Annotated in this window: 13 protein-coding genes and 2 pseudogenes; 11 read left to right on the top strand and 4 right to left on the bottom strand. The window is 64.2% G+C overall.

Annotation, left to right across the window (positions count from 1 at the left end):
- Position 1: 1 nt before the first annotated feature.
- From RCH10_RS15590 to RCH10_RS15540, 11 genes and pseudogenes are all read left to right on the top strand, one after another.
- Positions 2-1,488, top strand: a pseudogene (locus tag RCH10_RS15590) (M20 family peptidase).
- Positions 1,489-1,555: 67 nt separating this feature from the next.
- Positions 1,556-2,731, top strand: a complete 1,176-nt coding sequence (locus RCH10_RS15585; RefSeq protein ID WP_409053093.1) for an acetyl-CoA C-acyltransferase — start codon at positions 1,556-1,558, stop codon at positions 2,729-2,731.
- A gap of 142 nt (positions 2,732-2,873) precedes the next feature.
- Entirely contained in the window at positions 2,874-4,739 is a 1,866-nt protein-coding gene (locus tag RCH10_RS15580) for an acyl-CoA dehydrogenase (RefSeq protein ID WP_409053092.1), read from the top strand.
- Entirely contained in the window at positions 4,739-4,930 is a 192-nt protein-coding gene (locus RCH10_RS15575; protein ID WP_409053091.1) for a hypothetical protein, read from the top strand. Before RCH10_RS15580 ends, RCH10_RS15575 begins: the two co-directional genes overlap by 1 nt.
- A gap of 7 nt (positions 4,931-4,937) precedes the next feature.
- On the top strand, positions 4,938-5,228 hold the full coding sequence (locus RCH10_RS15570) for a Dabb family protein (protein WP_409053090.1): 291 nt from the start codon (positions 4,938-4,940) through the stop codon (positions 5,226-5,228).
- A 40-nt stretch (positions 5,229-5,268) separates the two neighbouring features.
- Entirely contained in the window at positions 5,269-6,066 is a 798-nt protein-coding gene (locus tag RCH10_RS15565; RefSeq protein ID WP_409053089.1) for an SDR family oxidoreductase, read from the top strand.
- 13 nt (positions 6,067-6,079) lie between these two features.
- On the top strand, positions 6,080-6,514 hold the full coding sequence (locus tag RCH10_RS15560; RefSeq protein WP_187051853.1) for a PaaI family thioesterase: 435 nt from the start codon (positions 6,080-6,082) through the stop codon (positions 6,512-6,514).
- Positions 6,515-6,550: 36 nt separating this feature from the next.
- On the top strand, positions 6,551-7,567 hold the full coding sequence (locus RCH10_RS15555; protein ID WP_409053088.1) for an NADP-dependent oxidoreductase: 1,017 nt from the start codon (positions 6,551-6,553) through the stop codon (positions 7,565-7,567).
- A gap of 69 nt (positions 7,568-7,636) precedes the next feature.
- Positions 7,637-9,277 (top strand): isovaleryl-CoA dehydrogenase, encoded by a 1,641-nt coding sequence (locus RCH10_RS15550; RefSeq protein ID WP_409053087.1) that lies wholly within the window; start codon positions 7,637-7,639, stop codon positions 9,275-9,277.
- 38 nt (positions 9,278-9,315) lie between these two features.
- Positions 9,316-10,257, top strand: a complete 942-nt coding sequence (locus tag RCH10_RS15545; RefSeq protein WP_409053086.1) for a glutathione S-transferase family protein — start codon at positions 9,316-9,318, stop codon at positions 10,255-10,257.
- Complete coding sequence (locus RCH10_RS15540) at positions 10,254-11,159, top strand: SDR family oxidoreductase (protein ID WP_409053085.1); 906 nt, start codon at positions 10,254-10,256, stop codon at positions 11,157-11,159. Before RCH10_RS15545 ends, RCH10_RS15540 begins: the two co-directional genes overlap by 4 nt.
- Here RCH10_RS15540 and RCH10_RS15535 read toward each other — a convergent pair.
- The 4 genes and pseudogenes from RCH10_RS15535 to RCH10_RS15520 form a co-directional block, all read right to left on the bottom strand.
- Positions 11,083-12,984, bottom strand: coding sequence for a BTAD domain-containing putative transcriptional regulator (locus tag RCH10_RS15535; protein ID WP_409053084.1), 1,902 nt, complete (start codon positions 12,982-12,984; stop codon positions 11,083-11,085). The genes RCH10_RS15540 and RCH10_RS15535 overlap by 77 nt on opposite strands.
- Positions 12,985-13,006: 22 nt before the next feature.
- Positions 13,007-13,282, bottom strand: a complete 276-nt coding sequence (locus RCH10_RS15530; protein WP_323502379.1) for a DUF4242 domain-containing protein — start codon at positions 13,280-13,282, stop codon at positions 13,007-13,009.
- A 96-nt stretch (positions 13,283-13,378) separates the two neighbouring features.
- The gene (locus tag RCH10_RS15525; RefSeq protein ID WP_409053083.1) at positions 13,379-13,630 is read right to left on the bottom strand and encodes a hypothetical protein; all 252 of its coding nucleotides are present in this window, start codon (positions 13,628-13,630) and stop codon (positions 13,379-13,381) included.
- Between the two features lie 89 nt (positions 13,631-13,719).
- Positions 13,720-14,154: pseudogene (locus tag RCH10_RS15520) on the bottom strand (hypothetical protein); the annotation flags it as partial.

The following is a 14,154-nucleotide window of genomic DNA, read 5'->3' as shown; positions in this document are numbered from 1 at the left end:
GATGATCAAACGCATTCTTCTGGCGCTGTTGCTGGTGGTGGGCGTTCTCGTCGTCGCTGTCGCAGGCAAGACGTGGCTGACGCCGTCGCGGCAGATCGCGGTGGCACCGGTCGCCAAGCTGGCGATCGACGCCGAAGCGGCCGCCAAGCGGCTGTCGAGCGCGATCGTGCTGCACACCGTGGCGAGTGCCGACGACCCGACGCTGAACGCTGCCGAGTTCGACAAGCTGCATTTGTTGCTTGCGCAGCAATACCCCAAGTTGCACGCCACGCTGAAGAAGGAAGTGATCGGGCAGCATGCGTTGCTGTACACCTGGGCTGGCACCGACGCCAAGGCACCACCGATCGCGCTGATGGCGCATCAGGACGTGGTGCCCATTGCATCCGGTACAGAGAAGAGTTGGTCGCAGGACCCGTTCAGCGGCCTGGTGCATGACGGCTACATCTGGGGTCGCGGCACCATGGACAACAAGGGCAACCTGTTGTCTCAGATGGAAGCCATCGAGATGCTCATCGGCAGCGGATTTCAGCCGAAGCAGACCGTTTATCTCATTGCCGGCGACGACGAAGAAGTGAATGGCTTGCGCGGCGCCAAGCCGATTGCCGAGTTGCTTAAATCCCGGGCCGTGCGGCTGTCTTGGGTGCTGGACGAAGGGCTGGCGGTCATCGACGGCGTGATCGGCGGACTCGACAGGCCGGCTGCACTGGTCGGCCTGGCGGAGAAGGGTTACGGCACCTTCTTCCTGTCGCTCGACGCGGCCCCCGGCCACTCGTCGATGCCACCGCCGCACAGTGCGATCGGCACCATGGGCGCCGCACTCGCGCGTCTTGAGAACGACCAGATGCCGGCCTCGATCGGTGGTGTGGCGGCGAGATGTTCGCCACGCTGGCGCCCGAAATGAAGGGCATCAACCGGGTCATGCTGTCCAACCTCTGGCTCACGACGCCGCTCGTCAAGAGCCAGCTTGAAAAGAACCCGAGCACCAATGCCACTCTGCGCACGACCACCGCGCTGACCATCCTGCAAGCGGGCAACAAGGACAACGTGCTGCCCGGTCATGTCGACGCGGCGGTCAACTTCCGGCTGTTGCCGGGCGATACGCTGGCCAGCGTCGAAGCGCACATGCGCAAGGCGCTGGGCAACGACACCATCCAGGTGAAGTCGTATGCCGGCAACGCCGAGCCATCGCCCATCTCGCCGACCGACAACGCCGGCTACCGAGCCATCCAGCAGACGCTGCGGCAAGAGTTTCCTGAAGCGGTGGTTGCTCCCGGGCTCATGACGGCGGCCACCGACTCGCGCCACATGAGTATCGTGAGCGACGCCATCTATCGCTTTTCGCCATTGCGGCTCGGCCCTCAAGACCTGAGCAGGTTTCACGGCACCAACGAGCGCATCTCGGTTTCGAACTACGCCGAGATGATCAAGTTCTATCGTCAGCTTCTCATCAATGCGTCGGGCCCGATCGGTCTTACGCCGGCTCTATGAGCTCTCGCTCTTTTTCGTCCCTCCTTCGTTCCATTTTCCGTTTCATTCTTCTAGCAAGGACATCCCCATGACCAGCGCCGTGATCGTTTCCACCGCCCGTACTCCGCTTGCCAAGAGCTGGAAAGGTGCCTTCAACATGACGCACGGCGCCACCCTCGGCGGCCACGCGGTGCAGCACGCCGTGCAGCGCGCGGGCATCGACCCGGCCTCGGTGGACGACGTCATCATGGGTTGCGCCACGCCTGAAGGCGCTACCGGTTCGAACATCGCGCGACAGATCGCCCTGCGCGCCGGCCTGCCGGTCACCACGTCGGGCATGACCATCAACCGCTTTTGCTCGTCGGGTCTGCAGACCATCGCGACTGCGGCTCAACGCATCATTGCGGGCGAGGGCGACGTCTATGTGGCCGGTGGCGTCGAGAGCATTTCCTGCGTGCAGAACGAAGCCAATCGTCACATGATCACCGACCCTGCGCTCATGAAGATGAAGCCGGAGATCTACTGGAACATGCTGCAAACGGCCGAGCAGGTCGCCAAACGCTACAACATCGGCCGCGAGGCGATGGACGAGTACGGCGCCGCCAGCCAGCAGAAGGCTACCGCCGCGCTCGAAGCCGGTCGCTTCAAGGATGAAATCGCGCCGATCACCGTGCTGGCCGGTGTGGCCGACGCCGTCCTCGGTCTGCGCACCAAAGAAGTCACCATCGAGAACGACGAAGGCATTCGCGCCGGCACCACCAGGGAAGGCATCAGCGGCATTCGCCCGGCCATGCCCGGCGGTGTGATTTCAGCCGGCAATGCCAGCCAGTTTTCGGATGGCGGCGGCGCCTGCGTGCTGGTCCACGAAAAGTACGCAGAGCAAAAGGGCCTGAAGCCGATCGGTCGATTCCTCGGCTTCGCGGTTGCAGGTTGCGAGCCCGACGAGATGGGCATCGGCCCGGTCTTCGCCATTCCCAAGGTGTTGAAACGTCTCGGCCTGACGGTTGCCGACATCGACCTGTGGGAACTGAACGAAGCCTTTGCGGTGCAGGTCATCTACTGCCGCGACAAGCTCGGCATCCCGGCGGAACTGCTGAACGTCGATGGCGGCGCGATCGCCGTCGGCCATCCCTACGGCGTGAGCGGCCAGCGCCTGACCGGCCACGCGCTCATCGAAGGCAAGCGCCGCGGTGCCAAAAAAGTGCTGGTCACAATGTGCATCGGCGGCGGCATGGGCGCTGCGGGCGTGTTCGAGGTCATTTGACTCGCCCCCCAGAGGCTCGCGCACTTCGTGTCGCTCGCCTTCCCCCCTGCCGGGGGGCAACACCGGCGGACTGGCGGAGCCAGTTCCGCGGTGTTTCACGAATATGGCCGAGTCGTAGTCGGCGTTCTATCTCGAGATTGCCATGAGCCTCCGTCCCACCCTCGACTTTCTCCTTTACGACTGGCTCGATGCCGAGTCGCTCAACCAGCGCGAACGTTTCAGTGATCACTCGCGCGAAACCTTCGATGCGGTGCTAGACACCTGCGAGCGCATCGCGCGCGAAAAGTACGCGCCGTTCAATCGCACGGTCGACACGCAGGAGCCGCACTTCGACGGCGAAAAGGTCATCCTGCCGCAGGCCACGCACGACGCGCACAAGGCCTTTGTCGACTCCGGGATGATGAGCGCGGCGCAGGACTACGACATCGGCGGCATGCAGTTGCCGTACACCCTGAGCGCGGCTGCCAACTGTTTTTTTGCGATGGCGTCGGTCAGCATCGGCTCCAACATGCTGACCAGCGGCAATGCCAATCTGTTGATGGTGCACGGCACCGAGATGCAGAAAGGGGTATTCGCCAAGAACGAATTTTCCGGCCGCTGGGCCGGCACCATGTGCCTGTCGGAGCCGCAGGCCGGATCGTCGCTGAGCGACGTCGTGACGCGTGCGGTGCCCGATGGCGCCGACTTCCAGAACGACCCGCTCGGGCCGCGCTACCGGCTCACCGGCAACAAGATGTGGATTTCGTCGGGCGACCACGAGCTGACCGAGAACATCGTTCATATCGTGCTGGCCAAGATCCCGGACGAAAACGGCAAGCTGGTGCCGGGCACGCGCGGCATCTCGCTCTTTATCGTGCCGAAGAAGATGGTCGACACCGCCGGCAACCTGACCGGTGAGCGCAACGATGTGGCGTTGGCCGGCCTCAACCACAAGCTCGGTTGGCGCGGCACCACCAATACCCTGCTGAATTTCGGCGAGGGCAAGTACCCGGTCGACCAGCGCGCGGGTGCCGTGGGCTATCTCGTCGGCTCGGCCGGCAAAGGCCTGCACTGCATGTTCCACATGATGAACGAGGCTCGCATCGGCGTCGGCACCGCCGCGACAATGCTCGGCATGGCCGGCTACTACGCTTCGCTCGACTACGCCAAGGCGCGGCCGCAGGGACGGCTCATGAAGAAGCCGACCGATGGAGCGACAGCCGGGCCGGGCGCAGCCGTCAAAGACTCGGCGAGTCCACAAGTGCGCATCATCGAACACGCCGACGTGCGCCGCATGCTGCTTGCGCAAAAGGCGTACTGCGAAGGCGCGCTGGCGCTGGAGCTGTACTGTGCCAAGCTGGTCGACGAACAAAAAACCGGTGGCGCGCAGGGCGCCGACGATGCGCGGCTGCTGCTCGAAGTGCTGACGCCCATTGCCAAGAGCTGGCCGAGCGAGTGGTGCCTCGAAGCCAATTCGCTGGCCATCCAGGTCCACGGTGGCTATGGCTACACACGCGACTTCCCGGTCGAGCAGTATTGGCGCGACAACCGCCTGAACATGATTCACGAAGGCACGCACGGCATCCAGGCAGCCGATCTTCTGGGCCGCAAGGTGCTCATGGAAGGCGGGCGTGGCCTGAAGTTGCTGGCCGGCCGCATGACCGACACGGCGCGTCGCGCATCCGAAGTGCCTTCGCTCGCCGACCACGCCAAGGCCTTGCTCACGGCGTTGCAACGCATCGGCACCGCCACCGAAGCCGCCTGGTCGACCGGCAACCCGAACGACGCGCTCGCCAACGCGGTGCCTTACATGCAGGCGTTCGGTCACACGGTGCTGGCCTGGATATGGCTCGACGTGGCACATCGGACGCTCGAAGTCGATGCGACGCAGTCGAACGCCGCAACGGCCGGACGCGTCGGCGCCGCCGCTTACTTCTTCCATTACGAACTGCCCAAGATCGGCGCCTGGCTCAACGTGGTGGAAAGCCGTGACCCTACCTGCACCGCACTACCTGAAGACGCGTTTTGATGACGGAAAAATCACACGCCACCCTCGAAAAGTGGACATGGGTGCTGATCTACGTCGGCTTGTTCGTCCTGGCCCTCAGCATAGCGACCGGTCGCACGAATCCTGTGCTCGGATGGTCGATGGCGGTGCTTGGCGGCGTGGTCGCGCTGGTCGGATTCGTGCTCATCTACGTTCGCTCGCGACTCGACTGAGAACGACATGGCAATGATCAAACATATCGTGATGTGGAAGCTGCTCGATGCGGCCAAGGCACAGGACTTCAAGCAGTTGCTCGACACCTGCAAAGGCATCGTGCCCGGCATGCGCGAGTTTGAAGTGGCGACGCGCGCAGAGGGCTTGGAGGCCAACCATGACGTGGTGCTTTATTCGGTGTTCGACGACGCCGCGGCGCTGCAGGCTTATCTGGTCCACCCGACGCACAAAGAGGTGAGCGCTACGCTCGGAACGCTGCGCGAATCGCGCGCCGTGCTCGACTTCCGGGCCCACTAGAACCATCGAGACTTATTAAAACCATCGGAGAACCTCGCCCATGACCGCACGCACCACCCAACAACTGTTCGACCTCACCGGCAAGACCGCACTCATCACCGGTGGCTCGCGCGGCCTCGGCTTGCAGATGGCGCATGCCCTCGGCGAGGCTGGCGCGCGCGTCATGTTGAGTTCACGCAAGGCCGAAGACCTGGAACAGGCCGCAGCGGAGCTGCAAGCCGCGGGCATCGACGCACGCTGGATCGCCGCAGATTGCTCGAAGGAAGAAGACACGCGACGCCTGGCCGACGAAACGCTGGAGCGCATGGGCGCCATCGACATCCTCGTCAATAACGCCGGCGCAAGTTGGGGCGCTGCAGCCGAAGACCATCCGGTGGCAGCCTGGGACAAGGTCATGAACCTCAACGTGCGCGGCTACTTCATCCTTGCGCAGCAGGTCGCCAAGAGCTACATGATCCCCAAGAAGGCCGGCCGCATCATCAACATCGCGTCGATTGCCGGGCTGAACGGCAACGGGCCGGACATGAAGACGCTGGCCTACAACACGTCCAAGACTGCGGTGATCGGCTTTACGCAAACGCTGGCCGCCGAATGGGGCCGCTACAACATCAACGTGAACGCGATCTGCCCCGGTTTCTTCATGACCAAACTGGCGGCCGGGCTGATCAAGCAATTGGGCGAAGAGAAGATGGCCGCCGCGGCGCCGCTCAACCGTCTGGGCGATGAAGAAGACCTGAAGGGCATCACGCTGCTGTACGCTAGCGATGCCGGCAAGCACATCACCGGCCAGTGGCTGGCGGTCGATGGCGGCGTGAGCGTGGTGCTCGGCGCATCCTGAGCGAGGCAGCGGCATGAGTCTTTCTTTCGGCGTCGTCATTCCGTTCGTCGATCACCTCGGCTTCACGCTCGAGCGCTTCGAGGGCGGTGAATCGGAGCTGCACTACACGGCGCAGCCGGAACACCTGAACAGCTTCTTCGTGACCCACGGCGGCGCGTGCATGACGTTGATGGACGTCACGATGGCAGCTGCCGCGCGCAGCATGCAGCCCGAGATGGGTGTCGTCACCATCGAGATGAAAACCAGCTTCATGCAACCGGCCCGCGGGCCATTGGTCGGCAAAGGCCGGTTGATGCATCGCACCGCGACGATGGCTTTCACCGAAGCCACCATCTTCGACGAGCAGGGTCGCGCCTGCTCGCACGCCACCGGCACCTTCAAGTATGTGAAGCGTCTGCCGGTCGATTCCAAAACCGTCAACAGCATGCAACCGCTGTCGACGGACTGAACTTCAACGACCAATCATTCGAAGCGAGAGATTTCCATGCCGACCAATAAACAGATCCACCTCGACAACCGCCCTGAGGGCGAAGCGACCGCCAGCAATTTCAAGCTGGTGACCGCAGAGACGCCGCCGCTCGCCGACAACCAGGTGCTGGTGCGTCATCACTTCATGAGCCTCGACCCGTACATGCGTGGTCGCATGAACGACTCGAAAAGCTACACGGCCAACCAGCCGACCGGCGCCGTATTTCAAGGCGGTACCGCGGGCGAAGTGGTCGAGAGCAAGCACCCTAAATTTCAGGTCGGCGACAAGGTGGTCGGCTTCGGCGGCTGGCAGCAATACAGCGTGGTCGACGGCTCTGTACCCGGCTCGCTGAAGAAGGTCGACACCTCGCACGTTGCGCTGTCTCACTACCTCGGCGCGGTCGGCATGCCGGGCGTCACGGCTTGGTACGGACTGGTGAAAATCATCGCGCCGAAGGAGGGTGAAACGGTTGTCATCACCGCAGCCTCGGGCGCGGTCGGTAGCGCTTTCGGCGCGCTCGCCAAGGCACGCGGCTGCCGGGTGGTCGGCATCGCTGGCGGCCCGGACAAATGCAAGTACGTGGTCGAAGAGTTGGGCTTCGATGCCTGCATCGACTACAAGCAGCATCCCGACGTCAAGAGCCTGAGTGCTGCACTCAAGGAAGCCTGCCCCGACGGTATCGACGGTTACTTCGAGAATGTCGGCGGCTACATCTTCGATGCGGTCATGCTGCGTCTCAACGCCTTCGCGCGCATCGCGATGTGCGGAATGATCGCCGGCTACGACGGCGCGCCGTTGCCGCTCGCCAACCCCGCGCTATTCCTCATCAATCGGGTCAAGCTCGAAGGCTTTATCGTCAGCGAACACATGGAAATCTGGCCGGAAGCGCTGGCCGAACTGGGCGGGTTGGTCGGCACCGGCAAGCTCAAGCCGCGCGAGTCGATTGCCGAAGGCATCGAGGCCGCGCCGGAAGCTTTTCTGGGTTTGCTGAAGGGCAAGAACTTCGGCAAGCAACTGGTCAAGCTGATTTGATCTGTTGTCTGAGCCGATTGAGCTGATTCTGCCCAGCCCACCACCAGCACAACGAAGAGGAGGCCGGCCATGGACACGACACACGACGTCTTCAACCAGCCCTCTCCGCTGGTGGGCTACAACCTGTTCGAAACCAATCGACCGCTTCGCGATGCGTTGAAGTTCAACGCGCCCGAGCTGCAGACGGCCGGCTTGCACGAGCTGGGCGAGACGATCGGCAGCGCGGAGATGCAGACGCATGCGCGGCTTGCCAATGTCAACGGGCCGCAGCTGCATACGCATGATCACTTTGGGCGGCGCATCGACGAGGTGGAGTTTCATCCGAGTTACCACGCGTTAATGAAGGCCGCTGTGGGGGCCGGGTTGCATGGGACGCCTTGGGGGGGAACAAATCCGGCAGCGCACGTCAAGCGCGCCGCCGGTTTCATGCTCTTCACCGAGCTGGAGCCCTCGATCCTTTGCCCTATCTCGATGACTTACGCGGCCACGCCTGCACTGCGCAGCAATGCGGCTGTCTACGCGGACTGGGGCGCCAAGCTCGGCAGCCTCTGGTACGACCCTGCGCTCAAGTCGTTCAAGGACAAGCCGGGCGTGACCATGGGCATGGGCATGACCGAAAAGCAGGGCGGCTCCGATGTGCGCGCGAACACGACGCGTGCCGTACGCGTCGGAGGCGATGGCTGGGGCGAGCGCTACGAAATCACCGGCCACAAGTGGTTTTTCTCGGCACCGATGTGCGACGCCTTTCTGGTGTTGGCGCAAGCGCCGGCCGGACTCACCTGCTTTTTCCTGCCGCGCGTGCTGCCGGAGGGTGAGCACAACGCCATTCACATCCAGCGCCTGAAAGACAAGCTCGGCAACAAGGCCAATGCCAGCTCCGAAGTCGAGTTCCGGGGTGCCAGCGCCTGGCTCGTTGGCGAAGAAGGGCGTGGCATCCCGCAGATCCTCGAGATGGGCACGATGACGCGGCTCGACTGCGCACTCGGCACCAGCGGACTGATGCGGCAGGCGCTTTCACTGGCGCTGAATCACACGGCGCAACGCCAGGCTTTCGGCAAGTCGTTGATCGAGCAGCCGCTGATGAAGAACGTGCTGGCCGATCTCGCGCTCGAAAGCGAAGCGGCGACCGCATTGGCCATTCGCCTGGCGCGCGCCTTCGATCATCCGCAGGACGAACACGAGCGCCTGATGGCGCGCATCCTCACGCCGGTCGCCAAGTTCTGGATCTGCAAGCGCGGCAGCCATTTCGCGCAGGAAGCGATGGAGTGTCTCGGCGGCAACGGCTACGTGGAGGAGGGCGGCGAAGGCGTCATGGCTCGTGTGTATCGCGAGATGCCGCTCAATTCCATCTGGGAGGGCGCAGGCAACATCATGGCTCTCGATCTGCTGCGCGGCCTGCGCAAAGGCGATGCCGCGGCGGCACTCGCGCAAGAGCTTGCGCCGGCGCGAGGCGCGCATGCATCGCTCGATCGCTTGATCGATGCGCTGCCTTCGCGGATCGAGGTGCTGGCATCGGAAAACGAAGCGCGCCGCCTCGCGCAAGACGTCGCGTTGGCAGTGCAGGGCGCCTTGCTGGCCCAGACCGCGCCGCCCGCCGTCGTCGGTGCCTTTTGCGCATCGCGTCTCGGCGGCGATTGGGGCCAGGCCTTCGGCACGCTCGGCGCGGGTGTCGATTTCGATTCGATCCTGCAGCGCGCGATGCCGCACTGATCGCAAAACGCACAGAACAAAACCGACACAAGGAACACATGTCCGATCTCATCCTGCACCACTACCCGGCCTCGCCCTTCTCCGAGAAGCTGCGACTCATCCTCGGCCACAAGAAGCTGCCCTGGAAGTCGGTTTTCATTCCGCCCATCATGCCCAAGCCCGATGTGCTGCCGCTGACCGGCGGCTACCGTCGTACGCCGGTGCTGCAGATCGGTGCCGACGTCTACTGCGACACGGCCCTGATCGCCGACGTGCTCGAACATCTCGCACCCGAGCCGACGCTGTATCCCGAGCCAGAAAAAGGCATGTCGCGCATCCTCGCGCAATGGGCCGACAGCACCGTGTTCTGGGCCGCGATGGCCTGGAACCTGCAGCCCAAAGGCGCAGCAGAAGTGTTTGCCAAAGCGCCACCCGAAGCCGTCAAGGCCTTCGGCGAAGACCGAGGCAAGATGAGCGTCGGCAACATGACGCGACTGCGCCCGGCCGATGCTGCGGGGGCCTACAAGTCGTATCTGCGCCGCATCTCCGACATGCTGGACGACAAGCCCTTTTTGCTCGGCGAAATGCCGTGCATCGCCGACTTTTCTGCCTACCACCCGCTCTGGTACACGCGTCGCATCGAGGCGGTCAAAGGCATCCTCGACCTGACGCCCGCGGTGGTCGACTGGATGGACCGCATCGCGGCGATCGGCCCTGGCAAGTCGACCCAATTCAGCGCCGACGAAGCCATCGCAGTCGGCAAAGCATCAATGCCGGGTTCACTGTTGACGGACAGCACCTTCCAGGACGACCACGGCATCCCGCTCGGCACGCAGGTCACCATTCGCGCAGAAAGCTTCGGCCTCGAGGAGACCGTGGGCAAGCTCGTTGCCGCTTCGCGCATGCATTACACGCTGGAGCGTACCGACGACCGCGCCGGCACGTTGCACGTTCATTTCCCCCGCATTGGTTACGTACTCAAGAAAGCAGACAACGCATGATTCAGGACTTCATTGGAAAGACCGCCGTACTCACTGGCGCAGGCTCGGGCTTCGGCCTCGAATGCGCGCGCATCGGCGCCGCACGTGGCATGAACCTCGTGCTGGTCGACGTGCAGCAGGACGCGCTCGACAAGGCGCAGGCCGAGATGGAAGCCGCTGGCGTCCAGGTGCTGGCGCGCAAGGTCGACGTGGCCAACGCGGCGCAAATGGAGCAGCTCGCGGTCGACGTCAAGGCGCGCTTCGGTGCGCCGCATTTCGTCTTCAACAACGCGGGCGTCGGTGCAGGCGGGCTGGTGTGGGAGAACACCGTGGCCGACTGGGAATGGGTGCTCGGCGTCGACGTCTGGGGCGTGGTGCACGGCGTGCGCCTCTTCACGCCGATGATGTTGGAGGCGGCCGCCGCCGACCCGAGCTGGCGCGGCCACATCACCAACACGGCCAGCATGGCCGGCCTGCTGACGCCCCCGAACATGGGCATCTACAACGCTGCCAAGGCCGCGGTCGTGAGCCTGACAGAGACGCTATACCAAGACCTGAACCTCGTCACCGACCAGATCGGCGCCAGCCTCCTGTGCCCGTACTTCGTTCCGACCGGCATCACCAGCAGCGAGCGCAATCGCCCGAACGCGCCGAAGAACGAAGAGCTCACCAAGAGCCAGCTGATCGGTCAGGCCATGAGCAACAAGGCGGTGAGCAGCGGCAAGATCACCGCGGCCGAAGTGGCGCACAAGGTGTTTGCCGCGATCAGCGACAACCAGTTCTACGTCTTCAGCCACCCCAAGGCACTGGGCAACGTGAAGAGCCGCATGGAGAACATCGTGTCGATCACGAACCCGGCCGATCCGTTTCTCGAGCGGCCGGAGATCGGCGAGAAGCTGCGGGCACAATTGCGCGCGCCTTGATGCGGACACCGCTCTCGACCTGGACGGCGCGATCGACATCGCCCGACAGCGTCGGGTTGTCGATCTCGTCGGCCAGCATGCGCGCAGCGCTGCCGCTGGCCATGTCGCCGAGCGCCGTGCGATGCAGGTACGACCGCACCGTGAGTTCCCGCATGCCGCTGCGCGCGGCGAGGCAGTGCAATTCGTCGACCCATGCAGGCGCTTGCGGCAAGCGTTCGGCCACGGCCAATCCGCACAGGACATCGAGCGCGTAGCCCTTGCCCCAGAGATAGGCATCGGGTAACCGCACGCAGCGCGTGATGGTCTCGCTCAGGATCTCGACGGCGCGCGCTGTCTCGCCGCGCGCGATGGCGACGCGCCCGAGCCCGCGGCCGGCGATGCCTTCCCAGCACGGGTCGCCGAACTGGCATCCCAGGGCGAACGCATGCTCGAAGCGGTCGGCGGCAGCGTCGACGTTGCCTTGCAGCAGATCGATTTCGGCGCGGAGCGACTGTGGCCAGGGTACGAAGGCAGTCCAGCTTTTTTTTGCCGCTTCGACCGATCGATCGAGCACCTCGGTCGCGGCCGGCAAGTCACCGCACAGGAGCAGCGCGCGACCGAGCATCGATTGCGCGTAAGCCAGCTGCTTCGCATCGCCGATGGCGTCGGCCAGTGCGACGGCGTTGTGAAGCAGGCCGAGGGCGACGGCATAGTGCGCGGTGTCGCTCAATACCGAGCCGTGGACGATTGCGATGCGGGCCTGCTCGGCACGGTCGGTTCCCGCCAGCGTCGCGGCCCGTCGCAGCCACGCCAGCGCGCGGTCGTATCGGCCGCGCAGGAACTCGACATACCCAAGCTCCCGACAGGCCGCTGCCGCGTGTGCCGGTGAAGCCTGTTGGCCGAAGGTGAGCGCCTCATGCAACGCGGTCGCGCCTTCTTCGTCGCGGCCGCGGGCCGCATGCACCAGCGCGCCGCCGAGCGCTACGCGTGCGCGGGCACGCAACGCCGCATCGCCGGTGGCGTCGGCTTCGACGATGGCGCGGCGCAGGCACTGCAGGCCGGCATCGAGGACACCGGCGCCGATGGCCGCTTCACCGGCTTCCATTTGCGCGATGGCGGCGGCCCGGCCGGTCGCCGGTCGTGCGGTCGGCGCGGCGGTGTCGGTGCGCATCGCTGCGTCGAGCGTGGCGCCGGGCACCACGCCGAGTTCGCGTCGGAACAGCTCGCGACATGCGGCGACCTGCCGTGACGCGCCGACACCGTCCCCGGCGGCGGCGAGGCTGCGCACCAGCAACGCCTGGTAGTTTTCGTCCAGCGGGTTCTGGCGAACCAGCCGGCCAGCCAGATCGGCCGCTTCGCCAGCGGCACCCGCCGAGAGCCGCGCCAGTGCGGCCTCGCGCAGCACCGCCTCGGTGGTCGCCTGAAGATGGCGGCGCTCGGTTGCCAGCCAGACCTCGAAAGACGGGCTGCTGGCGAAGTTCATGCCTTCGAGCAGTTCGTGGCCGAGCCCCGGCGCACTGAGCGCCTCGACCCAGGTGCCCGAAGCGACGACGTCGACATCGACGTACGACCGAGGTTCGATCGACAGCGCCAGCAACTCGCCGCGCAGACCGGCGTCACCGAGCAGTCGTCGCAGCTGGCTCAGGTTCCAGCGCAGGGCCGCCGATGGGTCGTCGGCGTCTTCGAAGAGCAGTGCGGCCAGCTGTCTTCGACTGGGGCGTGTCGCGCGCGCGCTGCGAACCAGATAGGCGAGCAGCCCCCAGACCTTGAGGCCGCGCGGCTGTGGCACGACTTTGCCGTCGCGCTCGACCCGCGGTACGCCGAGGAGGTGGATGGCGAGGCCCATGGGGGTTGCCGTTTTGATGGACTCATGCTTCGGCAGTGGTCGGATCGATGACCGTCACGACGCGCGCCACGCTGTCCGCCGGAAAGCCGCCGCGACGCGCGTGCTCGCGCACCAGGGCCTCGTCGTCCGCGTTGTAGATGCAATAGATCTTGTCGCCGGTGACATAGCTCTGGACCCATTGCACGCCGGTCCCGAGTTCCTGCAGTACGCCGCACGATTTTTGCGAGATGGCTTGCAATTCAGCGGGCTTCGACGCTCCGACGCCGGCGATTGCACGTTCGATCACGAATTTGGGCATGGCTCGCTCCTGGTGAAAAAAGTTGATGGAGCCTCGAAGGTATGCAACGGCCGTGTGAGCGAACGTGTGACGTGATCGTCTCCCAAACAGGAGCGCTCAACCGTCCGGATGTTCCCTGGCAAACCGCTTTTCAACGCTGATCAGACGCGACACCATCACGTGCGAGATGATGTTGACACCGATCCCGCCGAACATCAACGGAAAGAGATAGAGCGCGAACGAGATTTCCGAACCGAAGACGATGTCCTGGGCGGGCGGGAGCGCGGCACGCGCTGCGACGGCCGTGTGGTGCAGGAAGACGACGTCGAATCCAGCGATGGCCACCAGCGTGATGCCCAGAAGCAGCACGGTCCAACGCGAGATGGTTCATTGTTTTCGTCGGGTGAAGCCCGGCCCTCCCGACATCGTCTGCGATCAGACTTCGACTCCGGGCAGGCTCAAAAGTGCGTGCCGACAATGAACTTCAGAGTCCATTTGTCGGCCTCTTTGGTGATGCCTTTGCCGATGCCCAGGTTCACGTCGAAGCCGGTGAATTCATGATCGACAACAGCAAACAAGGTCTTGCTGTTTTTACTCAAGGAATCGAGGTGTCGAAGCGGCCCCAGTTCGTTGTAGGTTTCAAAACCGATCTGCGTTTTTGCATCGATCGCGTAGGCCACTTTGGCATCCACGTCGAACGTGACTGGGCCACCGCCTCGCGAAATGCTCCAGTCGAAGTTGGGATTGACGGCAAGTGTCCAAGGGCCGGTGCGATAGCCGAAGATGCCCTTGAGTTCTGCATTCCACGGCGTAGGCGACACCCGCAGGTCAGTTCGCCCGACTTCCAGATTCGCACCCCAGAAAAAGCCCTGCTCCTTGTCGTGTGGGGCGAT

Origin of the sequence: Variovorax sp. GrIS 2.14 (assembly GCF_046115955.1) — a bacterium.
GTDB lineage: Bacteria > Pseudomonadota > Gammaproteobacteria > Burkholderiales > Burkholderiaceae_C > Variovorax.
Note: the sequence above shows the minus strand (reverse complement) of the source record. Positions and strands in the feature narration are given on the sequence as shown.